Source organism: Peribacillus sp. Aquil_B1 (assembly GCF_022603275.1).
Taxonomy (GTDB): domain Bacteria; phylum Bacillota; class Bacilli; order Bacillales; family DSM-1321; genus Peribacillus.
On sequence record NZ_JAKXEE010000004.1, the window covers coordinates 308,334 to 334,518 of the forward strand.

At 41.2% G+C, this 26,185-nt stretch carries 25 protein-coding genes; 17 read left to right on the forward strand and 8 right to left on the reverse strand.

The annotated features are described in order from the left end of the window. Window positions 1–307 precede the first annotated feature (307 nt). Window positions 308–1,561 (forward strand): MFS transporter, encoded by a 1,254-nt coding sequence (locus MPH60_RS22755; protein ID WP_241592055.1) that lies wholly within the window; start codon window positions 308–310, stop codon window positions 1,559–1,561. A gap of 52 nt (window positions 1,562–1,613) precedes the next feature. Here MPH60_RS22755 and MPH60_RS22760 read toward each other — a convergent pair whose 3' ends face one another. Further along, window positions 1,614–2,213 (reverse strand): TetR/AcrR family transcriptional regulator, encoded by a 600-nt coding sequence (locus tag MPH60_RS22760; protein WP_241592053.1) that lies wholly within the window; start codon window positions 2,211–2,213, stop codon window positions 1,614–1,616. A gap of 118 nt (window positions 2,214–2,331) precedes the next feature. Here MPH60_RS22760 and MPH60_RS22765 point away from each other — a divergent pair, with 118 nt between their 5' ends. Continuing rightward, window positions 2,332–3,057 carry an ABC transporter ATP-binding protein gene (locus tag MPH60_RS22765; RefSeq protein ID WP_241592051.1) on the forward strand — a complete coding sequence of 242 codons (726 nt, stop codon included), beginning with the start codon at window positions 2,332–2,334 and terminating at the stop codon, window positions 3,055–3,057. Further along, a complete protein-coding gene (locus tag MPH60_RS22770; RefSeq protein ID WP_241592049.1) occupies window positions 3,054–4,070 on the forward strand; it encodes an ABC transporter permease in 1,017 nt (338 codons plus the stop codon). The genes MPH60_RS22765 and MPH60_RS22770 overlap by 4 nt, the downstream gene beginning before the upstream one ends. Before the next feature lie 94 nt (window positions 4,071–4,164). Here the strand turns inward: MPH60_RS22770 and MPH60_RS22775 are convergent, their stop codons facing one another. Beyond that, complete coding sequence (locus MPH60_RS22775; RefSeq protein ID WP_241592047.1) at window positions 4,165–4,614, reverse strand: GNAT family N-acetyltransferase; 450 nt, start codon at window positions 4,612–4,614, stop codon at window positions 4,165–4,167. Window positions 4,615–4,720: 106 nt separating this feature from the next. Between MPH60_RS22775 and MPH60_RS22780 the strand changes: the two genes are divergently transcribed. From MPH60_RS22780 to MPH60_RS22800, 5 genes are all read left to right on the forward strand, one after another. Continuing rightward, on the forward strand, window positions 4,721–5,545 hold the full coding sequence (locus MPH60_RS22780; protein ID WP_241592045.1) for a MerR family transcriptional regulator: 825 nt from the start codon (window positions 4,721–4,723) through the stop codon (window positions 5,543–5,545). A gap of 217 nt (window positions 5,546–5,762) precedes the next feature. Then, window positions 5,763–6,371 carry a VanZ family protein gene (locus MPH60_RS22785; RefSeq protein WP_241592043.1) on the forward strand — a complete coding sequence of 203 codons (609 nt, stop codon included), beginning with the start codon at window positions 5,763–5,765 and terminating at the stop codon, window positions 6,369–6,371. Window positions 6,372–6,410: 39 nt separating this feature from the next. Then, complete coding sequence (locus MPH60_RS22790) at window positions 6,411–7,877, forward strand: aminoacyl-histidine dipeptidase (RefSeq protein WP_241592040.1); 1,467 nt, start codon at window positions 6,411–6,413, stop codon at window positions 7,875–7,877. Between the two features lie 180 nt (window positions 7,878–8,057). After that, the gene (locus MPH60_RS22795; RefSeq protein WP_241592038.1) at window positions 8,058–8,315 is read left to right on the forward strand and encodes a hypothetical protein; all 258 of its coding nucleotides are present in this window, start codon (window positions 8,058–8,060) and stop codon (window positions 8,313–8,315) included. A 149-nt stretch (window positions 8,316–8,464) separates the two neighbouring features. After that, a complete protein-coding gene (locus MPH60_RS22800) occupies window positions 8,465–9,163 on the forward strand; it encodes a GntR family transcriptional regulator (protein ID WP_241592036.1) in 699 nt (232 codons plus the stop codon). A 74-nt stretch (window positions 9,164–9,237) separates the two neighbouring features. On the opposite strand, the gene MPH60_RS22805 is transcribed toward MPH60_RS22800, so the two are convergent. After that, window positions 9,238–9,825, reverse strand: a complete 588-nt coding sequence (locus tag MPH60_RS22805) for a TetR/AcrR family transcriptional regulator (protein ID WP_241592029.1) — start codon at window positions 9,823–9,825, stop codon at window positions 9,238–9,240. A 153-nt stretch (window positions 9,826–9,978) separates the two neighbouring features. Between MPH60_RS22805 and MPH60_RS22810 the strand changes: the two genes are divergently transcribed. Both MPH60_RS22810 and MPH60_RS22815 read left to right on the forward strand, forming a co-directional pair. Next, window positions 9,979–10,896, forward strand: coding sequence for an ABC transporter ATP-binding protein (locus tag MPH60_RS22810; protein WP_241592026.1), 918 nt, complete (start codon window positions 9,979–9,981; stop codon window positions 10,894–10,896). Next, complete coding sequence (locus MPH60_RS22815; protein WP_241592017.1) at window positions 10,896–12,500, forward strand: ABC transporter permease; 1,605 nt, start codon at window positions 10,896–10,898, stop codon at window positions 12,498–12,500. The genes MPH60_RS22810 and MPH60_RS22815 overlap by 1 nt, the downstream gene beginning before the upstream one ends. An 80-nt stretch (window positions 12,501–12,580) precedes the next feature. On the opposite strand, the gene MPH60_RS22820 is transcribed toward MPH60_RS22815, so the two are convergent. The 4 genes from MPH60_RS22820 to MPH60_RS22835 form a co-directional block, all read right to left on the reverse strand. Then, window positions 12,581–13,330 carry a sulfite exporter TauE/SafE family protein gene (locus MPH60_RS22820; protein WP_241592015.1) on the reverse strand — a complete coding sequence of 250 codons (750 nt, stop codon included), beginning with the start codon at window positions 13,328–13,330 and terminating at the stop codon, window positions 12,581–12,583. A 411-nt stretch (window positions 13,331–13,741) separates the two neighbouring features. Next, window positions 13,742–14,404: a methionine ABC transporter permease gene (locus MPH60_RS22825; RefSeq protein WP_241592013.1), complete on the reverse strand. Its 663-nt coding sequence runs from the start codon at window positions 14,402–14,404 to the stop codon at window positions 13,742–13,744. After that, window positions 14,397–15,155, reverse strand: a complete 759-nt coding sequence (locus MPH60_RS22830) for a methionine ABC transporter ATP-binding protein (RefSeq protein ID WP_241592011.1) — start codon at window positions 15,153–15,155, stop codon at window positions 14,397–14,399. The genes MPH60_RS22825 and MPH60_RS22830 overlap by 8 nt, the downstream gene beginning before the upstream one ends. Before the next feature lie 35 nt (window positions 15,156–15,190). Then, window positions 15,191–16,030, reverse strand: a complete 840-nt coding sequence (locus tag MPH60_RS22835) for a MetQ/NlpA family ABC transporter substrate-binding protein (protein ID WP_241592009.1) — start codon at window positions 16,028–16,030, stop codon at window positions 15,191–15,193. Between the two features lie 346 nt (window positions 16,031–16,376). On the opposite strand from MPH60_RS22835, the gene MPH60_RS22840 reads away from it, so the two are divergent. The 6 genes from MPH60_RS22840 (at window position 16,377) to MPH60_RS22865 (ending at window position 24,143) form a co-directional block, all read left to right on the forward strand. Next, entirely contained in the window at window positions 16,377–17,855 is a 1,479-nt protein-coding gene (locus MPH60_RS22840; protein ID WP_241592000.1) for a 4-hydroxyphenylacetate 3-hydroxylase family protein, read from the forward strand. Beyond that, entirely contained in the window at window positions 17,803–19,239 is a 1,437-nt protein-coding gene (locus MPH60_RS22845; protein WP_241591997.1) for a 4-hydroxyphenylacetate 3-hydroxylase family protein, read from the forward strand. Before MPH60_RS22840 ends, MPH60_RS22845 begins: the two co-directional genes overlap by 53 nt. A 12-nt stretch (window positions 19,240–19,251) precedes the next feature. Next, complete coding sequence (locus tag MPH60_RS22850) at window positions 19,252–20,307, forward strand: LLM class flavin-dependent oxidoreductase (RefSeq protein WP_241591980.1); 1,056 nt, start codon at window positions 19,252–19,254, stop codon at window positions 20,305–20,307. A gap of 34 nt (window positions 20,308–20,341) precedes the next feature. Beyond that, window positions 20,342–21,391, forward strand: a complete 1,050-nt coding sequence (locus MPH60_RS22855; RefSeq protein WP_241591978.1) for an LLM class flavin-dependent oxidoreductase — start codon at window positions 20,342–20,344, stop codon at window positions 21,389–21,391. A 248-nt stretch (window positions 21,392–21,639) separates the two neighbouring features. Then, window positions 21,640–23,052 carry a LysM peptidoglycan-binding domain-containing protein gene (locus tag MPH60_RS22860; RefSeq protein WP_241591976.1) on the forward strand — a complete coding sequence of 471 codons (1,413 nt, stop codon included), beginning with the start codon at window positions 21,640–21,642 and terminating at the stop codon, window positions 23,050–23,052. A gap of 305 nt (window positions 23,053–23,357) precedes the next feature. After that, the gene (locus MPH60_RS22865; protein ID WP_241591974.1) at window positions 23,358–24,143 is read left to right on the forward strand and encodes a PhzF family phenazine biosynthesis protein; all 786 of its coding nucleotides are present in this window, start codon (window positions 23,358–23,360) and stop codon (window positions 24,141–24,143) included. Between the two features lie 653 nt (window positions 24,144–24,796). On the opposite strand, the gene MPH60_RS22870 is transcribed toward MPH60_RS22865, so the two are convergent. Continuing rightward, window positions 24,797–25,381, reverse strand: coding sequence for a LysE family transporter (locus tag MPH60_RS22870; RefSeq protein ID WP_241592113.1), 585 nt, complete (start codon window positions 25,379–25,381; stop codon window positions 24,797–24,799). 103 nt (window positions 25,382–25,484) lie between these two features. Between MPH60_RS22870 and MPH60_RS22875 the strand changes: the two genes are divergently transcribed. Beyond that, on the forward strand, window positions 25,485–26,039 hold the full coding sequence (locus MPH60_RS22875) for a helix-turn-helix domain-containing protein (protein ID WP_241591972.1): 555 nt from the start codon (window positions 25,485–25,487) through the stop codon (window positions 26,037–26,039). Window positions 26,040–26,185: the final 146 nt, after the last annotated feature.

Consider the following 26,185-nt stretch of genomic DNA (forward strand, 5'->3'; position numbering starts at 1 on the left):
GTGTTCTATCCGGGAACGCTGAGCGAAAAATCCATATGTTGTTTTGCTTTTAAACTCATTTATTTTAAATGAGTTTTTTTGCGTTATTTACATTACAAAACCATTAATGTTAAAATTTAGAAATAAATAATGTGGACGTAAAGAGGAGAAAAGTAAATGAAATGACCACTTTCCAAAAGAGCCTCGAGCAGCTGAGGGTAGTTGGGGATGTATGGTGACGCATAGAGGTGGCGCCGCAAATTGACCTCGTCCCGAGACCATTGCGTGGGGACGGTTTTTTTATTGTTCGGTCAAAGGGGGAGAAGCGATGACATTAAGAAATACATTAGTATCCTGGAAATACCCATCCATTCTATTGTGCGGAATTGGTATCTCCAACTTCGGTTCTTGGGTTTATTTCATTGCACTTAATTTAATCGTTCTGGATATGACTGATTCAGCCTTGGCGGTAGCTGGACTTTATATCGTAAAACCGATGGCTGCCCTATTTACGAATGTGTGGGCAGGCAGCGTGATCGATCGGATAAATAAGCGGAATCTTATGGTGGCACTTGACCTATTTCGCACGGTATTCATAGCTTTGCTGCCATTGACTTCTTCTATTTGGGTCATCTATTCCGTTGTCTTCGTGATCAATATGGCAGGGGCCATGTTCGTAACAACATCAAGGTCGTATATTACAAAATTAATTCCCGTTGAACAGAGGAAACGATTTAACTCATTACGAAGCTTAATGGATTCTGGAGCTTTTTTGATTGGGCCGGCGCTAGCGGGGATCCTTTTCTTGATTGGTACTCCCGTTTTGGCGATTTATATTAACGCGGCTGCCTTATTGTTATCCGGTATCATCACTCTATTCATGCCTAATCTTGAAAAGGATCATCCCCTTGAACAATCCAGTCACTACCTGTCTTGGACCATCATGAAAAAGGATTGGGGCATCGTCCTGGACTTCAGCCGGAAATCTTCCTATATCATGATCATTTATTTCTTATTCAGCTGCATGGTGGTGATGGAAACGGCGATCGATTCCCAAGAAGCTGCGTTTGCCAAGGCTGAGCTCCTTTTGTCGGACAGCGATTACGGATTCCTTGTAAGCATCGCCGGGGCAGGCATCATTGCAGGTGCCATAGTCAATGCCGTATTCATCAGTAAAGTGCAAATCTCGCACCTAATTGGTCTTGGATCTTTATTTGTCTCGATAGGTTATATGGTCTATGCCTTTTCGAATTCCTTTTCACTGGCCGCCATCGGATTTTTCATCATTGCCTTTTCATTGGCTTTCGCCAACACAGGCTTTCAAACCTTTTATCAAAATAATATTCCGGTGGAAATCATGGGCAGGGTCGGAAGTGTTTTTGGTTTGTTAGAAGCTTTGTTGATCATCATGTCTACCGCAATTGTTGGTGTTTCAGCTCATTTCATTTCGATTAGGTTCGTGGTGATTTTAGGTTCCATGATCATGTTCGCTTTATCAATTTTATTGTCGTTGCTTAGTATGAAGTCCTCGAAGAGCAGATATTATTCCGTTGGTGATGTAGAGGTAGAAACGAAGGAATAGTTGTAATCTGATTTAAAAGGCATGTTGATTGAACATGCCTTTAATGAATCGTTCATTGGGTGAATGTGCGCAATTGACTGATGAAGTTCAAGATTTGAAAATGGATTTTCGCCATTTCTTCCGCCGTTTGTTCTTCACAATTCTCCAGCCACTCCTGAATCACCCCTAAAATCGCCGATGTCAGGAAGGCGTGCATATACATGCGGAATGCTTCATCTTTAGCTGCTGGATGCAGGCTGATCAAACGCTCCAACAGTATTTCACCGAATATGCGCTTAATTTTTTTGGCAAAAGAAGGATCGCCCTGATCACCAAGAATCGCCCTTAATGCGTTGGCATGTTCACTGATGAATTGAAAAATCGCTACGAAAGGCGGGTAAAGTTGCTGTTGATGAAGAGCCAAAAAAGCCTCTTTCGGCAAAATGGCAGTAATGCGGGTTTGAAGTTCATGTAACAATTCCTGCTGTAAGTGATCCATCAATTCATATTTATCTGTGTAATGCAAATAGAATGTGCCCCGATTAATGTTGGCACGCTCTGCAATTTTCTTCACTGATACATGTGAGAACCCCTCTGCTTCAACGAGTGCAATGAAATGATGTTGTATCTGCATTTTCGTCTTCTGTACCATATCCTCATGAATCGATGCCATGGAATGTCTCCTTCACTGAACATTTTTCCAAATGTGTTGATTGTATTAGACCAAATGCTGCCTTAGAATGATGATACACTCAACACCGTGTTAATTAAAGAGAAAGGATGTGTGTACATTGAAAAACGCGATTTCCATTGAAGGAATTGCCAAAGGTTTTCATCAAAAAAAGGTCATTCAGCCATTGAGCCTGAATATTGAAAAAAACGGAATTTTTGGCTTATTAGGTCCATCCGGATGCGGAAAGACAACCTTGATTAAAATGATTGTCGGATTGATTAAGCCCGATGCGGGTAAAGTCACGGTTCTGGATCATGAAGTGCCAAATCAAGCACTGTTAATGGATGTCGGCTATATGGCACAGTCCGATGCTTTATATACAGAACTGACGGGAGCTGAAAATCTCGAATTTTTTGCGAAGCTATATCGTTTTTCGAAAAAGGAACGAAGGGAACGCATTCAGTATGCAGCTGAAATCGTACAGTTGACGAATGATTTGAAGGTTCGGGTTGCGCATTATTCCGGGGGAATGAAACGCCGTCTATCACTGGCGGTTGCACTCATCCAAAATCCGGAGATTCTCATTTTGGATGAACCGACAGTAGGAATAGACCCTTTGTTGAAACAATCGATTTGGCAGGAACTTGAGCGGTTAAAGAATGAAGATCAAAAGACGATCATCATCACGACGCATGTGATGGATGAGGCGGAACGATGCGATAAACTGGCGATGCTGCGTGAAGGTGAAATCATCGCGGCAGGAACCCCGGAAGCTTTAAAAACACAATTTGCCGCGGAAACGCTTGATGATGTTTTTTTAAGGATTGGAGGTGGCCTAAAATGAGAATTGCCTCTCTAGTTACTCGAATTACCCAGCAGCTGCGCCGCGATCGAAGGACACTCGCTTTATTTTTCCTGGCTCCATTGCTCATTTTAACGCTCATGTATTTTATTTTCGATACAGAAGCAAGTGATTTGAAACTCGTAGTTACAGGCAGTGATGAAACCATGGTCAAAGCATTGAAACAAGCGGATTTTCAAGTCACGGCTGCTGAGGAATTCTCGCAGGAAAAGATGATTGAAAATGATACGGATGGCTGGCTGCATATTGAAAATGGCAAAATGAAACTCACACTATTGAACGACGAACCGACCCGTGCAAAGGCTGTTCAAATGCAAATGATGCAAGGCTTGCAAGGGAATGAAAAAAAAACTCCTTCCATTAAGGAGCAATATGTATACGGAGATGCCAACACAAAGAGTTTTGATACTTTCAGTCCGATGCTCGTGAGCTTTTTCGTTTTCTTCTTTGTATTTTTAATAGCGGGTATCGCGCTTTTGAAGGAGCGTACAAGTGGTACGTTGGAACGGCTGCTTGCCACCCCGATTAAAAGATACGAAATCGTAGCGGGCTATGTGATCGGATATGGCTTATTTGCTCTCGTTCAAACCATAATTGTCGTACTATATGCTGTCAATGTATTGGATATCGTCCTTGTTGGCTCCATTTGGCTCGTGTTACTGACGAATATACTGGTCGCGCTCGTTGCCTTATCGCTTGGTACATTACTATCGAGTTTCGCGACATCCGAATTCCAAATGGTACAATTCATTCCGCTGGTCATCGTGCCGCAAGTCTTCTTTACAGGGATTTTCCCATTGGATGGCATGTCGGACTGGCTGCAAAAAATCGGCAAGGTCATGCCTCTCTATTACGCATCTGATGCCATGAACGGCATTATGTACAAAGGCTTCACGTTCAATGAGATTTCACTGGATCTGCTCATTCTCCTGGCATTTGCCGTCGTCTTCATCACCATCAATATCATTAGTTTAAAAAAATACCGTGCACTATGAAATCAACAATTTAACAAAAGAAGCCGGATTCCTGGAAAATGAGGAAGCGGCTTTTTTTTACTGACATACTTTTAGTTGAAAAGGATCTAGATACTTACACTTTTTTGACCATGAGCCTTTCGTTGTTATAATCTGATTCGCCATTGAATGCAAAGCCGAACTTCCTATACAAATGAAGGGCAGCCTGATTATCTTCAACTATGCTTAAATAGATTTCAGGACAATCATATTCTTCTATTATTCTTTTTATTAAAGCCTCCAACAAGATGGTTCCGAGCCCGTAACCCTGATGTGCAGCGTCAATGAAAAAGCGGTCTAACCACACTCTGCCATTTTCGCCTTCCCCAGGGAAAAATCCATACATCGCAAAGCCGACCAAGATATCATCATAATAGAGCCCAACTGGCCTGTAAAATTTACATTCCTTAGCGTCTTTTAAACATTGTTCAGTCGTTTCGATGTAAGTCTTTTGCTTTTCGTTTATTCGCAAATTCAAAATATCCGTTACATTTTCTTTCGAGACTTCATTTATTGTGGTCTTCATCAGTTATTTTCCTTCCTCATTTCGCACTTGGTTATACGCTTTGTTATCATGATATATAAATACCCTAAGGTATATGGTTACCATATAGTCAAGAGGAGAGATCGTAATGCCCGATGGAAATGTAGGCAAATATTTCACTACTGGCGAATTCGCCAAATTATGCAATGTAAAAAAACAAACGCTCATTCATTATGATGAGATTGGGCTTCTTACTCCCGATATAAAAAACGAAAAGGGCTATCGGTATTATTCCTATCAACAATTTGAAGTTTTTTCGGTCATCACTCTTTTAAAAGAATTCAATATGCCTTTGAAAGAGGTCAAATGGTTTCTTACTAACAGGTCACCTATGGAACTGATTGAACTTTTCAAAGAAAAGACCATAGAGTTAGAAAAAAAGATAAGGAACCTTCACAGAGTGCAGAAAATCATTGAAACGAAAATATCCCTCACTGAAAAAGCGATTTGTATAGATGACTCTCAAATCACCTTGGAACTTCAGGAGGAAGAACAGCTCTTCCTTAGTGAATCCATCCTGAACTCTTCTGATGCCGAATTCTTAAAATCTACATCTGACTTCATTAATTTCTGTAATGAAAATGAATTTTACACAGGATTCCCGATCGGGACCATGATTACTAAAGAAAACATCATCAAAGGGAATCATGATGACTATTCATTTTTGTACACGAAAGTCATGGAAAAGCACCCAGCCTCCGCCTTCTATTCAAAACCGAAGGGACTCTATGTTGTTGCCTATCATAAAGGCAGTTATAAAAATATCTCCGAAACGTACGAAAGAATCTTACAATTCATGGAGAGTGAAAACTTGAACCTCAAATCGTTTGCATACGAAGAATACATCTTGGATGAAGTCGCGGTAAAGGGGTATGAAAATTACCTGACGCAAATCATGGTTGAAGTGGAATGAGGCTGGGGGGATTTCACATGGATCGGGAGAGGACTAAAACATTCGAATGAATCATTTCAAGCAATGCCATTAGCCGTGAAAAAGCGGACCCTTGACGAATATACTGACAGATTCTAAATGGCAGGTTTTACTCTTCAGTTTGTTGACGGACTGTTAAAGTTGTCCTAGGATATAAGGATATGCAATGATTTAGAAATAAATGGAATGGGGGAGTTGTATGTCTCTAAAATCGGTCATGCTTTCCCTTTTGCTGTCGCAAGCATTGTTTTTGTGCGGTTTGCCTTTATTCCTTCAGCTTTTACTATACTTGAATCCTTTAGTAATCATGGTTGTCTGGTTTTGTATCCTTCTTTTCGTTTCGTTTGCGGTTCTTTATTTTCGAGGTGAAACGGTCAGAGTTCCGCGCCTTTTAGGGCAGGCAGTATTGTTTGGCTACAGTTTATCATTATTGGTTTTGCTGTTCTTTCGGCCAGAAGGCCAGGTATATTCATATAATTTGATCCCTTTTTCTACGATTCTTTCTTATTTATCGAACGAAACGAACGACCTTGTGTCATTTTATAACCTTAGCGCCAATATCGGGCTGTTCATTCCATTCGGTCTGTATTTGATGTCCAGGGAAGGGCAAGAGCCTTCCGCTAAAAGGAAATTTATTTATCCGTTTCTTTCGATTTCGGGCATCGAAATCTGTCAGTTTATTTTTCGGCGCGGAAGTTTGGATGTTGATGACCTGATCCTGAATATGATTGGTGTTTACCTGGGGTACATTCTGTATCCTTTGTTCAAGAAAGTCGTAGTGTTCCATTCTGGAAAAGTAAAAAGATGAGAGGCAGTACAAATAGGTTAAATGAAAGGGTGTATTTCCATGTATAGCACGTTAGAAGAATTATCGAGCCATCCGGTGTTTCATTATTTTGCAGCGATTTCGAAAATCCCGAGAGGATCGGCTAATGAAAAAGCGATCAGTGACTATCTGGTTCGCTTCGCTAAGGATAGGAACCTGGAGGTGATCCAGGATGAGGCGCTGAATGTGATTATCAAAAAGCCTGCCACAATCGGATATGAGAATGCACCTACAGTCATTATCCAGGGGCATATGGATATGGTTTGCGAAAAGAACAAGGGGACGGTTCATGATTTTGAGAAGGATCCGCTTCAATTAAGGATTGTGGGAGACATGTTGTATGCAACGGATACAACATTGGGGGCTGATAATGGAATTGCTGTTGCTTATGCTTTGGCATTATTGGATGCGAATGTTATTCCGCATCCCTCTCTTGAAATAGTCATAACGACTGAAGAAGAAACGACAATGAACGGTGCACTTGCCGTGGATCCAGCTCATTTCAAGGGAAAAATGATGATCAATATCGATTCGGAGGAAGATGGGAAGCTGCTGGTCAGCTCTGCTGGAGGAATACGCGTGCGGATGATCCTGCCAATCGGATGGGAATCAGCTTCCATTGTTGATGCTGTATCTTATAACATCAGGATTAAAGGGTTGAAGGGCGGACACTCCGGTATGTCCATCCATAAGGAAAGAGGGAATTCCAATAAACTTTTGGGCAGAGTATTACATGAATTAACGACAGACTTCCCTTGCTGCATCCAGCAAATGAACGGGGGCCTGAAAGGGAATGCAATCCCACGTGAAGCGGATGCGACTATACTGATTTCTGTAGAAGATGTTCAGAAGATAGAAGAGAGACTCCAGCAATGGGAAGATACTTTTAAAAATGAACTGCAATCTTCCGACCCTGAGATATCGATTAGGTTTGAAAAAATCGAAACGATTTCTTCAAACGTTTTTTCCAAAGAGACGGTGACTAAAGCCATTACCTCCTTACTGATAATTCCGCATGGCGTTCAAGGAATGAGCATGGGAATAGAAGGGTTAGTCGAAAGTTCGACGAATCTAGGGGTCGTTACAACGAATGAATCGGAAATGATATTCGAAAGTGAAATCAGGAGTTCGGTCAAAAGCATCAAATATAATATGGTCACTCAGGCAAAAGCGATAGCTGATATGCTTGGGTGCGATCTATTGGTCGACGCGGATTATCCGGAATGGCCCTATAATCCCGATTCGAAACTCAAGAAATTATTTGAAGAAACTTACAAAGAGAAATATCATGAGGATATTGAAATCATCGCTGTGCATGCAGGGATAGAATGCGGGGTATTCATAGATAAGATACCAGGGTTGGATACTGTTTCAATCGGACCGGATATGTTTTCCGTACATACACCCGAAGAACACGTAAGCATCCCTTCGACCATAAACAACTGGGAATACTTTGTTTACACATTAAAGAGAATGAAGGATCTATAAACAACTGCATGTCTGGGGACAGTTGAATTCAATAGATTTGGAGACATCCTATCGTTAATCGATAGGATGTCTCTTTTTTAGTTGATATGAGGAACAGCAATTTCTTCAATAGATTGTCATACAGTAAATAGCCATAAAGTGTAACCTAGTCTTAATCAAGGTTGGGGATGAGACCATTCTTTGTCGACAAAAGGAGTTCTATCTAAATGTAAAACAAAGTTGATTGGAACGGAAGGCGAGAGACTCCTGCGGGAAAAGCGCGTCAAAGGGAGACCCACAGGCGCAAAAGCGCCGAGGAGGCTCCCGGACCGCCCGCGGAAAGCGAGTGCCTGGAGTGGAAATCAACGATCGAAATTCTTCAATCGAGTTGCGCCGAGGAGGCTTGGCAGACAGTCGGCGGAAAGGGAGCGGATTTCTGAAAATCAACTGGAACGTTAAATAAAAAAAATGCTGGCAAACTCGCTTTTCTTCGGATTGTAAAGAAACAGAGGTTTCTTTACAATCGTTATAAAATAAACTATTGTAAAGAAAACCTATCATTAATTATTGTTCGAAATCATTATGTATAGAGGAAGGTATATGGCAAAATGGGTGTAAAGTATAGAATGGTCGTAGAACAAATGGAGAAAGAAATAGTAGAAGGAAAATATACATTAGAAACAAAGTTACCTACTGAAGAAGAGTTGATGAAGAAGTTCGATGTCAGCAGGAATACCATTAGAAAAGCGATCAATATATTGGTTGAGCAAGGTTATATCTATCAAGTGCAAGGAAGCGGCATATTCCTAAGGGAGTTTTCCAGACCGGGATGCATTTCGATGAGGGATATGAGTGGCTTAACCAAAGTGTTTCCAAATGATGAAATGAAAAGTAAAGTGTTGAAGTTAGAATTAATAGAAGCCGATGAAAAATTGGCCAAGCAAATGAAATGCCAGGTAAAAACGAAAATATATAACCTTAAACGGGTTAGATATTTAAATGGTGAACCGATTGTAATAGAAGAGTCTTTTTTCAATAAAGATATCATTCCCATCATAAATAATGAAATTGCAAATGGTTCCATTTATGAATATATAGTCGAGGATTTGAAGTTGAATATTGGTTTTGCGGATAAAATCATTTCATGTGAAAAACTGAATGACGATGATGCCAAGCTTTTGGACTTGCAGCCAGGTGATCCGACTTTAATCGTTGAAAGTACGGTCTTTTTAAAAGCAGGAGCCGTTTTTGATCTATCAATCGAGAAATATAATTACACTTCAGCCAAATTATTAACATTGACTTAAAGAGTGCAGGAAATTCTTAAATAAGATTTTACGGTGTGAAATGGAGATATCGATTCACACCGTTTTTTCTTCATTCATTTCTCTTTTTCCCCAACGATCCCATAAAACAAAATCTTCATAATATCCTCAGTCAAAGGCAGGATGCTTTGATAAACCTCTTCCCGTTGGATATATTCATTCATCGCTTTTATATAAAATAAAATCGCTTCATTAGATAAGTTCGGATCAACATATCCTTGTTCCTTCCCCTGGTTAAACAAATCGATAAAGCGGGGCAGGGCCTTTTCTGTATATATTTTTTCCATATAATTGATTCCTGAAGTATATTCCTTCATTAAATATTGATAAAAATCTTCATGAATCTGTTTTGCTGTTTCATTCTTCGTGAACATGAGTTGCTTTATTTTTTCAGGAAAGTCTATATTGCTGGCCAGTATTTGTTCAAATTCATCCAATGCCTTATCTGTATAATAAATAAAAACCTCATGAATTAGATTATGTTTGCTTTCGAAGTAATTATATATCGTTACTTGAGATACATTTGCTTTTTTTGCTATTTCCCCAATCGAAATCTTTTGGACGCCATACTCCATGAATAAAGCTAATGCAGCCTCTAATATGTTCAATTTTTTTTGTTCCCTGCGTCGTTGAAATCCGTCCATTTGTTTCACCTCAATCTTAGTTTAATTAAAAATATGTAATAGAACAATTAAATAAGTTCATAAACTATTGTCAGGAATTCTTCTTTTGTATATTATGAACTAAATTAATTAAAATATTTCATATTTTTTCAATGAGGAAGAGGTGGATGAGGAATGTCAGTTTTAAAAACAACGGATTTAACGAAAAAGTTTGGAAAGTTCACTGCTTTAAATGGTGTGAACATTGAAGTGATTAAAGGGGAGGTATTTGGTTTCATCGGTCCTAATGGTGCTGGAAAATCAACAACGATCCGGGTGCTGCTTGGGATTTTAAAAGCGACCGATGGGGAAGCGAAGATTTTTGGCATGGATGCATGGAAAGATTCCGTTGAAATTCACAAGCGAATCGCGTATGTTCCGGGAGATGTGAACCTATGGCCCAACTTAACAGGCGGGGAAGTTATTGATCTATTTGTTGAATTACGCGGGACGAACAATAAAAGCAGGCGCGAAGAACTAATAAAAAAATTCGATCTGGATCCTTCCAAGAAATGTGGAACATATTCAAAGGGAAACAGGCAAAAGGTTGCTTTGATTGCTGCTTTCTCATCTGATGCCGACCTTTATATATTGGATGAACCAACATCAGGTCTAGATCCATTGATGGAAAGGGTTTTCCAGGAATGTGTGATGGACGCGAAAAAGGAAGGAAAAAGCATATTGCTTTCCAGTCACATTCTTTCTGAAGTGGAAAGGTTATGCGATAAAGTGGGCATCATTCGGCAAGGGCAAATCATTGAAACGGGAACATTGGATGAGCTGCGTCATTTAACGAGAACAAGCTTGCTTGTCGAAACGAAGCATCCTATTCCTGCTTTAGGGAATGTAAACGGTGTTTGGGATATCGTGATGAAAGACCGGGCATTTTCATTCCAAGTGGATACAGGTGAATTGGATAATGTCATGAAGTATATAAGCCAGTTTGGAATTGTGAAATTGGAAAGCGCGCCGCCTACATTGGAAGATTTATTCATGAGCCATTATGAAGGTGTAAGGAAGACTTCTGATTCTGGGGCGGGAGGTGCGTTATAATGGCGAACCAGTCCTATCATAATACAGGAAGACTCTCCCGATTCATCGTACGGCAAGATCGGATTCGAATCCCTGTTTGGATCATTTCCTTATCCGTCCTTTCATTTATGGTTGCGATGGCATTCACCGATCTGTATCCGACTGGGCTAGAAAGGCAAACCATTGCAGAAACGATGAAGAACCCTGCAATGACAGCGATGGTGGGGAAAGGTTACGGCCTGGTTGACTATACAAACGGAGCGATGATGGCGCATCAAATGTTACTGTTAACCGCTATGGCCGTGGGGATAATGAGTATTTTACTTGTTACACGCCATACACGCGCAGATGAAGAGGACGGCCGTATCGAGATGATCCGTTCTTTTCCGGCTGGACGTTTGGCTAATTTATATGCAACCATTTCCGTATCGTTTGGTACGAATGCATTGATCGCGTTAATAACGGGCTTCGGATTATATGCTCTGGGAATTGAAAGCATGGATTTGGAAGGTTCCCTTATGTATGGAGCTGCGTTAGGGGCAACCGGTATTTTCTTCTCGGCAATAACGGCATTATTTGCCCAGCTTACCGAGAGTGCTCGGGGTACGATTGGTTACTCCATCACTGTTTTGCTTCTCTCCTATCTTATTCGGGCGATTGGGGATGTAAGCAATGAAACACTTTCCTGGTTTTCACCATTGGGTTGGATTTTAGGTTCTGAAGTATACGTGAATAATTATTGGTGGCCAATCATCCTTACGATCGGTGCGGCAATCATTTTGGTTGCCTTATCTCTATATTTGAATGCCATCCGTGATTTGGAAGCTGGATTCATTCCGGCTAAGCCCGGCCGGGTATATGCTTCATCGTTATTAAAAAGTCCGCTTGGTCTCGCGCTAAGGCTTCAGCGTACAGGATTGATTGCCTGGGCAGCCGGGATGTTCATTTTGGGTGCATCTTACGGTTCCGTTTTAGGTGATTTAGAATCCTTTTTTACAAAAAATGAAATGATGGCCGAACTATTGACGCCAGTTGAAGGCTATTCGCTGACAGAACAATTCTTGACAATGTTGATGTCAGTCATCGCAATGATATGCACCATCCCGCCTTTAATGGCGATGTTAAAACTTAAAGGGGAAGAAAAAAAGAACCATACTGAACATTTACTGAGCCGCGCTGTATCCCGTACAAGGCTTATGGGCAGCTATCTTATCATCTCCGTTATTGGCGGTTTTCTCATGCTTGCGCTTGCTGACATCGGTCTTTGGGCAGTTGGGAATTCCGTGATGGATGAAGGGATTGCTTTCGGCACTATATTTAGTGCAGCGATGGTCTACCTGCCTGCGATGTGGATCATGATTGGTGTCGCCGTGCTGTTTATTGGCTTTGCACCAAAATTATCCGGCTTGACTTGGCTTTACTTGACATACTCAATCTTAGTCGTTTATTTAGGGGGAATGCTTCAATTCCCGGAATGGATGGGAAAACTAACACCATTTGGCCATATTCCGAAGCTTCCTGTTGAAGATTTGAACTTCATGAAAGTATCCATGCTTACCATCATAGCTATCTTATTACTGGCTGCAGGCTTTATCGGATATAACAAACGTGATATCCGCGGTTGATGGTTCGACTATGATTCTATTATTCCTGAAAAAGCCTGATTCCTCGTTGTTTCAATGAGAAATCAGGCTTTTATTGGTTATCAGTCATGGGGAATCAATAATAGTACACCTAGCGCAATGATGATGAAGAATAAATAACTTTCGAATTTCTTCGCGGGTATTCGCTTATTCATGAAGATTCCGAGACCTGTCGCAAGTAATATGGCTGGAATGGAATAAGCGTAAAGAATAAGTGAATCGGCTGTCCAAAGTCCGCCTAGCGCATGACCTGTCACGACCAGGATTCCGGATATCAGGAAATGGGCTTGCAATGTTCCGCGGAATCGATCTGGATTCCATCTCCGCAAAGTTCCATAGACGACGACCGGCACTCCGTTAAAGTTATAGGCGCTGCCAAGGGCTCCCGACGCAAAACCGAACGGCCATACCCAGCCCTTCGAGTTAAGTAATGGTTTATCCACAGCCTGAAAAAGTCTTTGCTTTAGAAGAGAATAACCCCCATATGCAATCAAAAAAACACCGAGTGCAGAAGTAATGATCATAGAAGGTGCGTAATGGAGCAAAGCGAGGCCGGCTGGTATGCCGATCACCGTTGAAGCCGCCAGCCTGATTAGTACTGAGCGTTCGATATGCCGCCATCCGCTAACGACGGTTAGTGAAGCGACGGTAAGTCCGGCCAATCCAATCAAGGAAACCGAAGTATTAAGCGGAATGTGAAGTAAGGCAAGCAAAGGCATGCTGACAATCGCTTCACCGAACCCGAACATCGTCCGCATCAAGGCGCCGATAAAGACTGCCGCCACCACCAATATGATACTGCTGATCGTCATTCTTTCACCTCCTGAAGCAAAAAGTCACCCTTCTATAATTATACCATACCAAAATGGTATTTGGTCGAGGTTAATATGATTTAAATCAGGTGATTTAAGGCCTTTATTACTCTTTGTGATGGCTTTATCTTACCTTTTAATGGAGAGGTACATGAATTAATTCCCGTTGCTTAGGAGTCCGGAATGAGGGTTAAATGTGGGTGTACATCTTGTGGTGTTGTGTGAAGATAAAGATGGAAAATGATTCTCTTTAATTGAATTTGATGTGAAGGTTGTTTTGCCGATTAATAAAGATAACGAAGGGTTTTTTGTGGAAAATATGTTACGGGCAATGCTTTTTATACAAGCAGATTTAAAGAAAGAGTCATAGCCTTTCATTGGATTTCCCACCAGGAAAGGCTATGAATGCGTTCACCTTTTATCAAGCTTAGCAGAAAGGTAATTTCCGGCGAATTGGACGGATTGAACAATGATAATAAGAAGGAATACGGTTGTTATCATGATGTCAGTCTGAAAACGGTAGTATCCATAACGAATGGCCAAGTCGCCAATGCCCCCGCCGCCCACGACCCCTGCAATAGCCGAGTAGGATATGAAAGAAACGGCAGTAACAGTGAGTCCTAACAGGAGACCGGAACGCGCTTCTAATAATAATACTTTGAAAATGATCTGGGAGGGGGATCCACCCATAGCAACAGCTGCCTCAATGGTTCCCTTTGGCACCTCACGTAAAGATTGTTCAACAAGCCGAGCTAAAAAAGGAATGGCAGCTATCGATAATGGGATGGAAGCGGCCAGCGGACCTACAGATGTTCCCAATATCGTTCTTGTAAATGGTATAAGAGCAATGAGTAAAATGATGAATGGGAAGGAACGGACCGTGTTGATCATTGCGTTTAAAACGTTATTTAAGATAGTCTGTTCGAGTAATTGCTCCTTTGAAGTTAAAAATGTAATGAAACCAAGTGGGAGGCCCAATAAGATAGCTGCCAATACTGCTATTCCCACCATTAAAAATGTTTGGCCTGCACCTAAGTAAATTTCAGGAAGTAAGGAAATAATATTATCAAACACTTACCTTCACCTCTTCAGATTCATGTTTTAATAGAATTTTACCGATTTTCGTTGTGGGTATGGTTCTATTATCCGCTAGGTTCAATTCCTCCATGATTCTCCCCTTTTCCATGACCGCCACCCTATTTGCTAACCTTCGAATTACATCCATTTCATGAGTCACGATCAGGATGGTCACACCATAGGTTTCGTTTATTTTTTTTAGATAGGCCAGGATGGATTGAGTGGTTTGCGGATCAAGTGAAGAGGTGGGCTCATCACATAGCAATACATTAGGTCTTGTGCTTATGGCACGGGCGATAGCGACTCTTTGCTTTTGTCCGCCAGAGAGCTGCGCCGGATAATGATTGGCTTTATCAGTTAAATCAACGATTTGCAGGGATTCAGCTATAATTTTGGCTCGCTCATGCTTTGGTACATTGGCAAGTTCCAATGCGAGGCTAACATTTCCATGTACCGTTCGATTTGCCAAGAGGTTGAAATGTTGAAATATCATCCCGATTTTGTTTCGTGCTTCCCGAAGCCGTTTGCCAGATAAATCACTAAGGATAGAATCATTTATTGCTATCGTGCCTTCAGTAGGCTTTTCTAATAGGTTGCCCATGCGCAGTAAAGTCGATTTACCTGCACCGCTAAAACCGATGATCCCATATATTTCATTCTCCTTAATATCCAGATTTACATGGGAAACGGCAGTGAATAATTCGTTTTTCACAGTAAATGTCTTACCTACATTTTTAAATGTTATCATTCTGGAACCTCCCAATCTTAAAGCGTTATATCCATTCATTTAAAATAATCAGGTCGGTGAAATCCTTCAAATTCTGTATTGCTTTCAATCGCTTTTTGAAATTCAGGGGAGTGGTAGGCGTTAATGATTTCTTTCACGTATCGTTTGTTCTTATCTTCGGTTCTTACTGCTACAAAATTTTGATATTCAAATGGGGGATCCTCTAAATAAAGGGCAGAAGATAGTTTCCGGTCGGATACCAAGATGGTATACCCATTGGCTACCGCATAATCTACATCAGGCAAGATTCGGGGAACTTGAGCCTGTTCCACCTCAACAAATGAAAAGTTCACCTTTTGATCGATGATATCTTTTTTGGAGACAGTCAAGGGATCGTATCCTTTTTTTAATTGAAGCCACCCTATTTGTTCAAGCATTCTTAATGCTCTTGCCACGTTAGCGGGATCATTCGGGATTGCCACCTTTTGCCCATCCTTCAATTCATCCTTGCTGTCATGCTTATCGGAATATAAGCCCATAGGTGCTGTGGGGACTTTAATGGTTTCGGTAAGCTCCAGTTTATTTTCATTGATGAAATTTTTGAAAAAAGCAGTATGCTGAAATACATTTACATCGATGGAGCCTTCGGCCAAGGCAAAGTTTGGTTGGTTTGGGTCACTGATTTCCACGTATTTAACGGCATATCCTTTATTTTTCAAATAAGGTTCTATGCCTTTTTTCACCTGGTCACTATAAGGACCTGGAGTGAAGCCGAAAATAATTTCTTTCTTAGCTTCACCCTCACTCGCTGCTTTTTCACTGCCGTTGCTGTTGCAAGCTGAAAGCAACAGGACGAATAATAGAGACATGATGATGAACAGAAATGAATTTCTCATGGAATTCCTCTTTTCTTTTTTTGTATAGGGTTCATTCTTTTTTTAGGAATAAAAAAAAGCATGAACAAGTTTTGTTCATGCCGCCGGTTATCCGGTAGGCTTGCATAGTATAGTTTTCCAATTGGAATAATTAAACTATAACAAGAGTATGGATAATTTATCAAGTGTTAATTTTTATGGATATTTATGGGTGAAAACTGAAAACACACTTGACCAATTGATTTTATCGGATTATGATAGTGAACATAAAAAAATAGCTTATCGGACAACCGAGAGCCCTTGTTAGGAGTCAGTTCCATACTCCTTCAAGGGCTTTTGTGTTATCCAGGGAGGATTTGGGAACTTAATGAATAAGAGAAGCCGGCTTGCCGAAAGTTTGAAAGATGGAAGAAATGTTTGGCTTGATGGAAAGAAAATAGACGATTTATATGCCCATCAGGCTTTCACAGGCACTTTGAAAACTTTAACAAATTTGTTGGATATGCTGGATTCACCTGAAGAACAAAAGATTGTCGGGTATGAAAGTCCAAAAACAAAGGAATATGTTCATAAATCTTTTCTCATTCCTAAAGACTTGGAAGAACTGATTTCAAGAAGAAAGGCTTTTGAGTTATGGTCGCGGAAAACTTACGGAGTGATGAGCCGATTATCCGACTATGCGAATTCGATGGTCACAGCATATTTCATTGATAGGGATTTCTTTAACCAGTATGATTCAGGATTTTCCGAAAAAATCACTGCATACTATGAACAGGCTAGAGATGAACGGCGTATTGTGATCCAGGCCATTCTTGATCCTCAGATAGATCGGTCAAAGCCAAGTGATGAACAGGAAGATGCGTTATTGAAAGTCATAAGGGAAACGGAAGAAGGGATTGTTGTTAGAGGGGCTAAAATGATAGCTACCGCTTCCCCGTATGCACATGATGTCATCATCATGCCGCATCAGAAGCTGACTCCTGATAAAACGGAGCATGCCAATATGTGCATTATCCCTTTGAATCTTCCAGGCCTGCAAATTGTCTGTCGTGAATCATACGCTTCAAAAGACCAAAAGAAACATCCATTAAGTGCACAATTTGATGAAATGGACGCTGTTTTAATTTTTGATGATGTGTTGATTCCGTGGGAACGCGTATTGATTAGGGGATCCGTAGAAGGAGTGTTTGAAGCTCAGCGGCACCAGCAATTAAACTGTCTCGCCCATCATCAGACGGTCGTTCGCTTGCTTACGAAGCTTCAATTCGTAACGGGGGTGGCTACGGCTATCGCTCAATCGATCGGTGTTGATCAATTCTTACAAGTTAAGGAAAAGCTTGGTGAACTATATACCCAAATCGATAGTATAGAAGCGTTGCTTATTGCTTCAGAGGTTCAAGGTTCACATAACGAAAAGGGCGTTTATCTGCCTGCTCTCGTACCTTTGCAAACGGCCCGAAATCTTGGAACCCGCCATTATCCAAGAGCGATCGAGATTTTAAAACAAATCGGGGCGGGCGGTTTTATCCAGCTCCCTTCTACAACGATAGAGGACAGCAACGACCTCATTCCACTATTGGAAAAGTATTTTAGAGGAGCGAATGTTGATGCCGTCACTAAAACGTCTTTATTTCAAATAGGATGGGAACTGATTGGAAGCACACTGGGATCGAGGCATGATCTGTATGAAAGGCTGTATACGGGGGATCCCATTCGAACCTTCGCTTTTCAGTATGAAACCTATGATAAAGAGCCATTAAAACGAAAACTCCACCGTTTTTTGGAGGGGATAAATGGAAAGGGGAATCGTGATGATCGAAAACAATCGCTATCTTCAACGACTTAATGACGGCAGAAATATCTGGTTAGATGGGGATATCGTCAAAAACTTAGACGAACATCCTGCATTTAAGGGAACGGTCCATACGATACAGTCATTGTTGGATTTACAAACAAAAGCAGACAGTAAATCCTTGCTGACATACCAAACGGAGGAAGGGCTTGCTGCGAACCTGTCCTTTCTCGTTCCAAGGACGCATAAGGATCTGGAAAAAAAACGTTTGGCGTATCAGCATTGGGCCGATCAGACTTTTGGAGTCATGAGCCGTCTATCTGAATATTCGCGTTCCATATTTACTGGTTGGTTTGCAAACCGTTCAGAGTATGAAGATGCACATCCAGGTTTTTCTGAAAAAATAGAAAGCTATTACTATCAATCCCGTAATCTTGATTTTTTGTCAACAGTAGCAGGGCATGATCCACAAAAGGATCGTTCAAAAACATTCGTGGAAAAGAAACCGGGGATTTTACATATCAGCCGTAAAGATAGCGAAGGGATCTATGTTCGCGGTGCGAAAATGATTGCAACAGCAGCTCCGTATGTTGATGAAATTTTAATCTTTTCCTATCACAAGAGAGGAGAAAATGAACGTGAATTCGCCAATGTTTTCTTTGTGCCTGTCAATGCCAAAGGCTTGCATATCGTTTGCAGGGAATCATTTGCCGATGAACGGGAGGAGGACCACCCGTTAAGTGCACGTTTTGACGAAATGGATGCAGTCTTGATTTTTGATGATGTATTCATCCCTTGGGAGCGAGTGCTGGTTCATGAGGATCCGGAATTTGCATGGAAGCTTCGTTGTGATGCCCCTTCATCACGGCTTAGCCAGCATCAAACAGTAGTGAGACTTGTCAGCAAACTGGAAAGTGTCGCAGCAATCGGAAACGAATTAGCGGAAACGGCTGGGGCAACACAATTTCTGCATGTGAAAGAGAAGCTTGCAGAATTGATCATACAGTTAGAAACCATTAAAGCATTACTGCTCGCTTCAGAATATAAAGCAAAAATGTATAACGGCATCCTGCTTCCTAATCAAGATTACTTAGCGACAGCAAGGAATCTGGGAACTAGATTCTACCCAAGGGCATTGGAAATTCTCCAGCAGATTGGGGCAGGGGGGCTATTGCAGGTCCCATCCAGCATAAAAGAATTGGAAGGTCCCATAGGTCCTTTGTTAAAAGAGTATTACCAGGGTACAGAGACATCTGCAGAAGATAGGACACGATTAATTAAATTAACGTGGGATCTATTGGGGAGTCCGCTTGCATCAAGACATGAATTATATGAGAGATTTTATTCCGGCGATCCTGTCAGAACGTATGCAGCCCAGTTTAATAATTATAAAAATAAGCAGAAACTCGTTGATTATGCTTATGAGGTTTTAAAATAAGGAGGTCCTATTATGTCTGTACATTTTTACTGGTATGCACCTACAAATGGTGATGGTGAATACTTAGGCCTAAACGAGCCGCAGAGGAAGCCTACTTTGGATTATATAATAAGCGTTGCGAAAGCAGCTGAAAAGGCCGGTTTTGAAGGGATATTAATTCCTACGGGCATACCTTACCTAGACTCATGGATAGTGGGTTCGGCCATCATTCATCATACAAAAATAATTAAGCCGTTAATCGCTTTTCGCCCAGGATTCATCGCTCCGACGGTAGCGGCTAAAATGGCCGCGACCCTTGATCAATTCTCGGAAGGGAGAATGCTTGTCAATGTAGTGACTGGAGGCTCGGCAAAGGAATTGGGGCAGGATGGTGACTTCGTTGAGCATAATGAGCGATATGCCAGAACAGGTGAATTCCTTGAAGTCGTACAAAAATCATGGACGGAAGAGAAGGTTAATCATATAGGAGAATATTTTACGATCAGTGATGGAGTATTGAATCCAAGTATCCGCCAAAGTCCGAATATTCCGATTCATTTTGGCGGTTCATCCGATGCAGCAAAGGAAATTGCCGCGAAATCTGCCGATGTTTATTTGCAATGGGGAGAACCAGCCCAGCAAATTGAACAACAAATCAATGATGTCAAACAAAGGGCTAAGAAGTATGGAAGGCAATTGGAATATGGTGTCAGGATTCATGTGGTCGTTCGGGATGAGGAAAGTGAAGCATGGGAGGCAGCCGCAAAAATAATAAGTAAGGCTGACAGGGAAACTCTGAGTAATATGAATCATTACTATGAAACGACGGATTCAGTGGCCCAAAAACGGATGAATGAATTAACGAGGAACAATGAGCGTTTTGGAAGATATGGTTGGTCAGGAATCGGGAAAATCAGGAAAGGAGCGGGTACAGCCATCGTAGGCACCCCTGAACAAGTAAGGGAAGGCCTGCAAGAATATATCGATATTGGCGTCAAGCATTTTATCCTATCCGGTTTTCCTCATTTAGAGGAGGCAGAAAGATTTGGGCAAGCAGTACGACCATTATTTGGAGAAAAGGTTTTATGAGCAGGAGGGTCCATAAAAATAAGGAGGGAAGAATATGAAATTTTCAATCTGGGGGGCTAATTTATCAGGTGGGTTCTTGCGGGCAAACGTAGAACAAAATACGGATGGAAGTATGGAGTATAATCGGAAACTAGCTAAAATGGCAGACCAGCTACAAGTTGACTCCATCCTTTATGCCATTCGCTATGTTGGCAGTATTGGAGGTAGCTCGACGGATAGAGGTCAACTTGATCCCTTATCAGTAATCACTGCTTTGGCAGGGGATACCGAAAACGTTCATTTTATTGCTGCGGTTTTACCGGGCTTCATTCACCCTGCAACCCTCGCAAAAGTAAGTTCAAGCATCGACATTATCTCAAATGGGAGATTCCACATAAATTTGGTCAGCGGTTGGTTTAAAGAAGAGCAAGAAATGTTTGGGATAGAATGGATTCAGCATGAAGAGCGGTATAAACGTTCAAGGGAATACCTAGAAGTTTTAAAGGGATTGTGGACGACCGATCATTTTTCTTTTCAAGGGGACTATTATCAAATAAAGAATGCCATATTGGCACCGAAACCGATTCAAAAACCATATCCAGCAATCTATCAAGGCGGTAATTCCCAAGATTCCCAAGAGATGGCGGGGGAATTATCCGACTATTACTTTATGAATGGGGCTTCCATAGTAGAGTTGAAAGAACAAATGGGATATGTGAAGGCTGTAGCACGAAAGCATGGTCGTGAAGTGAAATTTGCCGTTAATGCTTTTGTCATTGCCAGAAAAACGGAAGAGGAGGCAAAAAGCGAATATCAGTATATTATCGAACATGCAGATGATACGGCGATAGCACAGTTCAAAAACCGTAAAGATACGAAAGGAATGTGGAAAAATGCATCCTCTATTAGTGATTTTGTTGCTAATAATGAGGGATTCAGGACAGGGTTGATCGGCAGTTACGATTCGGTTGTAAGCAAAATTCAGGAACTTCAAGCAATTGGAATCGATACGATTCTATTAACTTTTCGGAATGCACTTGAGGAATTACCGGATTTTTATAACAACGTTAACAATCGCTTACAATCAGAGTTCATAAAGAAATAAATATGGACAAGGAACTTTGGGTGAATGGTAAAACACTGAAACACGAAAGACTGCCATATGGCGGTCTTTTTCATTTTTTCCTCTACTGTAAATCTCACATAAAGAATCCGGGCTCACATGGGGAAAAAAGTGAAACACAATAAGACGAAAAAACCAAGAATACTGGAATGTTGAACGCAAAAAACATATTAGGGTTATTTGGGGAATAAAATGAAGGGAATATTTCGAAGGAAAGTGGGGCAGTGCATGTGAAAATCCATGTGGTGAATAGGGGGGATTCTTTGTGGGGAATTTCCCAGCAATATGGTGTCAGTACAAACCGGATTGTTCAGGTCAATGGCCTTGAAAATCCAGATAAGCTGGTGATTGGCCTAGCTCTTTTGATTCCTGAACCTTATCTTCAGTACAGGGTTCAGCAAGGGGATACTCTAGAAAAAATCTCAAATCAGTTTGGAACTACGGTACTGGAAATCATGCAATCGAATCGCATCACAAATCCTTCAGCCATCTATCCAGGGCAGAGACTAACCATCCCGGTTATTTATCATACCGTAAGGGAACGAGATACCCTTTATGATATAGCTAGACGTTATGAAACGACAGTTCAAGCCATTATGCAAATGAATCGGATTACAGATCCGTCCAATATTCATATCGGACGAATAATAAGGATTCCCCAAAAACCAAAACCCATCATTGATGTAAATGGTTTTACAAACGTATACGGGCAAGTAGGTGCGGAGCAGGTACGTGAAGTAGCCTACGATTTGACCTACGTAAGTCCATTTGGTTATAGAATGAGGCAAGATGGCAGCTTAGAAGTCATAGATGACATCCCGACAATACGGGCGGCACAGTCAACAGGCGTCATACCCATGATGTGCATAACGAATTTTTCCGCCACGGAAGCGGGAACTCAGCTTGCACATACGATACTTTCCGATTTAAGTTTAGTGGAAAAAGTATTAACGAACGTCATAAAAACGATGAAAAATAAAGGATACCGTGGATTGAATATCGATTTTGAAAGTGTAGCACCAGAGGATCGTGATTTCTATAATCGCTTTCTCCAAAGAGCAGTGGATCGATTGCATCCTGAGGGCTACTTTGTGTCATCCTCCCTTGCCCCAAAAACCAGCGCCGATCAAAAGGGAGCATTGGTTGAGGCACATGATTATCCAGTTCACGGACGGCTGCTCGACTTCGTAGTGCTGATGACATATGAATGGGGTTACCGAAAAGGGCCGCCGCAGGCAATCTCCCCCATTAATGAAATTAAGCGTGTCCTTGACTATGCCGTAACGGTGATACCAACAAACAAAATCTTCATAGGATTTCAAATTTATGCACGGGACTGGCTTATTCCTCATGAAGAGGGGCAGGAAGCAGAGACTTTCGACATGCAGGAAGCCATCAGACGCGCCGTCCAATATAATGTAGAAATAAAATATGACGAGAGAGCCCAATCACCTTATTATAGGTACCAAGATAATCAGGGACGTACACATGAAGTTTGGTTTGAGGACGCACGCAGTGCTAAAGCAAAATTCGACCTGGTGAAGATTTACAGATCAAGGGGTCTCAGTTATTGGGTGCTTGGTTATCCTTTTCCCCAGAATTGGGAACTGCTTGGGGATACATTTATTGTAAGGAAACGGTAGGGTGTTTTGTTACAGCTTATTAATATAGTGATGGGCAGCTTTTTTTATAAAGCTGTCTATTTTAGTGATTTCGAAATGCACGGTAAGTTTACCGGATTTTTATAACAACGGGCTTAATCGTGGATGCCATATGGGACCTTGGATGAATGAAAAAAATAGAAATCCAAAAGGCCGCCATATGGTGGTCTTTTTCATATGAGATAAAGAGAACTTTAAAAACAAGGGAATGATAAGACCATAAAGGAAATGTGTACTACATTGTGGAAATGTATTACGGACAATCCCATTAAAGGAGGCATTTTTTTTTGGAATTAACCATCATTAATACGTTTACAGATCAACCTTTTAAAGGAAACCCTGCGGCTGTCTGCCTTCTAACCGGGGAAAGTGACAGTGAGTGGATGCAGCAAATAGCTAAAGAGATTAATATGCCTGTCACTGCGTTCATTCACCTTCATAAAGCTGAATGGCAGCTGCGTTGGTTCACACCTTCCATTGAAATCCCTATTTGTGGACATGGGACACTGGCAAGCTCTTTCTTTTTGTGGGGTAAAGGATACGTGCCAAGGGATCGACCAATCGTCTATCAGACGAAAAGCGGGCTACTCACTGCAAATTTCGTTGACGGAATGGTTCAATTGGAGTTCCCGTCATTAATCGAGCAGGAGACCGCTGCCCCTGAATTACTGATAAAAGCTTTAGGCGTTGTGCCTGCGTATGTTGGACAAAACAAATGGGACTATCTAGTCGAAGTTCAATCAGAGGAAATAGTAAGAAATATAAAGCCGGATATAGATTCCATTGCCCAATTGCCGATTCGTGGTGTCATTGTAACGAGTCGATCGGAAAGCGGTGAATATGACTTCGTTTCACGCTTCTTTTCCCCTGCCCAAGGCCTTGACGAAGATCATGTAACCGGCTCGGCCCATTGTTGTCTGGGACCATATTGGGAAAGAAAGCTGGACAAAAGTATTTTTATAGCCTATCAGGCATCGGAAAGAGGAGGACTATTGAAGGTTGAAGTAACGGAAGACACAGTTAAACTTTCTGGACATGCCAAGACAATGTTCGAAGGGAACTTAACTATTTAATGCAAGGAAGGGGAGGGTGAGGCATGAAAAAACTAACGATCCCTTCAGCTGCAAACCCTCATTGGATTGAAGAAATTTGACTCCTGCCGAATAACTGGCTAGCTGAAACACCAAAAGCAGACAGTCGGCGGAAAAAGGGAGCGGATGTCTGAAAGAGGGTTTGTGAAATGATTTCCACTCTAGGCACTCGCTTTCCGCGGGCGGTCCGGGAGCCTCCTCGGCGCCTTTGAGCCTGCGGGGGCTCCCCTGGACGGGCTTTTCCCGCAGGAGTCTCGTACCTTCCATTCCAATCAACTTTGTTTTTTCTTTTAGATAAAACACGAATAACCCTAAAAAACTGTAGGCCGACAATAGAACATGCCAGTCTCAGTCTGATGTAATTACTACCAAATCATTAAACCAAGACTTGGTTATACTCCATGATTCATTACTGATTTATAGTTGAAACCTTGTTGGATTGAAGAGATTTGCGACACTCCTGCCGAATAACTGGCTAGCCGAGACCCCACAGGCGCTGAGCCGAGGGGCTTGGCAGCCAGTCGGCGGAAAGGGAGCGGATTTCTGAAATCATCTGAAAATGTTTTTTTTGAGGAAATGCCGCTAGATTTAGATGGAACGCACCTTCTTAATGGAAGGAGCGTACCGTTACACTTTTAGTGTACAAGAATCGAAATCGCGCTATACACTAATAACAAAGCCATGATTACATTAAACTGACTTCTATACTTTGATAAAAACGTTTGAAAAACAGAACCGAACATACTCCAGCAGAACGTACTCATAAAACCAACAAAAGCCAGAAATAATGAAAAGAATAGTAAGCTGAAATTTGAAGAGTGATAAGGCAGTATGAAGGTCGAAATTGCCGTGATGCCATAAAGAATGCCTTTTGGATTTATGAATTGTAAAAGCATGCCAGCTATAAAACTATTGTTCCTGTCATCATTATCGTCCTTATCTTTATTTGAACTGGAAATGATTTTTATGGCCAGATACAGCATATAAATTGCACCTAGAATCATCATGAAAAATTCAATCTTTGGTATGAAATTTTCAAGCAAAACATTAAAATAACTGCACAATAACATGATTACAAAAAAACCGGCACCTACCCCGAAACAAAATTTAATCGTCTTTTTTAATCCGTACTTGTTCGCAAATAGCATGGCCATGATGTTATTTGGACCTGGAGTGAAACTCGTAATAAAAACAAATAGCAAAAAGGATAGTAAAGGCATGGTTGACTCCCTTCTGTATGTTATAATGACCAAAAATAACATTATAACGACTTCCTTTTTATTGTACAATGCGGACGTTATATTGTAAATAAGGAGAATTTTTATGGAAGAGATAAATTTTATTATTGCTAATAATTTAAAAACCATCAGGGAAAGTAAAAAATTAAGTCTTGAAAAGGTTGCAGAATTAACTGGAGTAAGCAAAACGATGATCGGACAAATAGAAAGGGGAGGATCGAGCCCTACGATTACAACCATTTGGAAAATAGCCAATGGATTAAAGATTTCATTTTCTTCATTGATAAATAGTCCGCAGCCGGATACAAAAATTGTTTTAAAAAGTGAAATTCAATCATTATCTGAAGATAACGGCAAATATCGAGTTTATCCCTACTTTCCCTTTGAGGATGAGAAGCGCTTTGAAGTATATTCAGTCGAGATAGAAAAAGGTGGATTCCTAAGTTCCGATTCGCATAGGGAAGGAACGGAAGAGTACATAACTGTTTTTGAAGGGGAAGTGACTGTACGTGTAAATAACGAAGAATATACAGTAAGGAATGGTGATTCTATCAGGTTCAAGGCTGACAGACCGCACGCCTACCATAATTCAGGGGAAACATTAACTCGATTAAGCATGATCTTATATTATCCAATTTAAAAAAGGGAGTACTGTAGTTCTGTTTATTATATCTTTGCAAAGTGAATATCCCCTATAGATTGACTGGTGGTATGGTCTGCCTGTTGGGGATACTGCTTCAACAAGTTAAAGGCCCAACGATTTGACTTGTCATCAAATTACTAGTA

Bases quoted from the DNA above. Each gene is read 5' to 3' on its own strand.
- MPH60_RS22830 (WP_241592011.1), bottom strand. From the start codon at position 15,155: ATGATAACATTTAAAAATGTAGGTAAGACATTTACTGTGAAAAACGAA.
- MPH60_RS22810 (WP_241592026.1), top strand. From the start codon at position 9,979: ATGTCAGTTTTAAAAACAACGGATTTAACGAAAAAGTTTGGAAAGTTC.
- MPH60_RS22785 (WP_241592043.1), top strand. From the start codon at position 5,763: ATGTCTCTAAAATCGGTCATGCTTTCCCTTTTGCTGTCGCAAGCATTG.
- MPH60_RS22805 (WP_241592029.1), bottom strand. From the start codon at position 9,825: ATGGACGGATTTCAACGACGCAGGGAACAAAAAAAATTGAACATATTA.
- MPH60_RS22850 (WP_241591980.1), top strand. From the start codon at position 19,252: ATGTCTGTACATTTTTACTGGTATGCACCTACAAATGGTGATGGTGAA.
- MPH60_RS22755 (WP_241592055.1), top strand. From the start codon at position 308: ATGACATTAAGAAATACATTAGTATCCTGGAAATACCCATCCATTCTA.
- MPH60_RS22775 (WP_241592047.1), bottom strand. From the start codon at position 4,614: ATGAAGACCACAATAAATGAAGTCTCGAAAGAAAATGTAACGGATATT.
- MPH60_RS22760 (WP_241592053.1), bottom strand. From the start codon at position 2,213: ATGGCATCGATTCATGAGGATATGGTACAGAAGACGAAAATGCAGATA.
- MPH60_RS22840 (WP_241592000.1), top strand. From the start codon at position 16,377: ATGAATAAGAGAAGCCGGCTTGCCGAAAGTTTGAAAGATGGAAGAAAT.
- MPH60_RS22875 (WP_241591972.1), top strand. From the start codon at position 25,485: ATGGAAGAGATAAATTTTATTATTGCTAATAATTTAAAAACCATCAGG.
- MPH60_RS22855 (WP_241591978.1), top strand. From the start codon at position 20,342: ATGAAATTTTCAATCTGGGGGGCTAATTTATCAGGTGGGTTCTTGCGG.
- MPH60_RS22845 (WP_241591997.1), top strand. From the start codon at position 17,803: ATGGAAAGGGGAATCGTGATGATCGAAAACAATCGCTATCTTCAACGA.
- MPH60_RS22820 (WP_241592015.1), bottom strand. From the start codon at position 13,330: ATGACGATCAGCAGTATCATATTGGTGGTGGCGGCAGTCTTTATCGGC.
- MPH60_RS22790 (WP_241592040.1), top strand. From the start codon at position 6,411: ATGTATAGCACGTTAGAAGAATTATCGAGCCATCCGGTGTTTCATTAT.
- MPH60_RS22835 (WP_241592009.1), bottom strand. From the start codon at position 16,030: ATGAGAAATTCATTTCTGTTCATCATCATGTCTCTATTATTCGTCCTG.
- MPH60_RS22770 (WP_241592049.1), top strand. From the start codon at position 3,054: ATGAGAATTGCCTCTCTAGTTACTCGAATTACCCAGCAGCTGCGCCGC.
- MPH60_RS22815 (WP_241592017.1), top strand. From the start codon at position 10,896: ATGGCGAACCAGTCCTATCATAATACAGGAAGACTCTCCCGATTCATC.
- MPH60_RS22870 (WP_241592113.1), bottom strand. From the start codon at position 25,381: ATGCCTTTACTATCCTTTTTGCTATTTGTTTTTATTACGAGTTTCACT.
- MPH60_RS22800 (WP_241592036.1), top strand. From the start codon at position 8,465: ATGGGTGTAAAGTATAGAATGGTCGTAGAACAAATGGAGAAAGAAATA.
- MPH60_RS22780 (WP_241592045.1), top strand. From the start codon at position 4,721: ATGCCCGATGGAAATGTAGGCAAATATTTCACTACTGGCGAATTCGCC.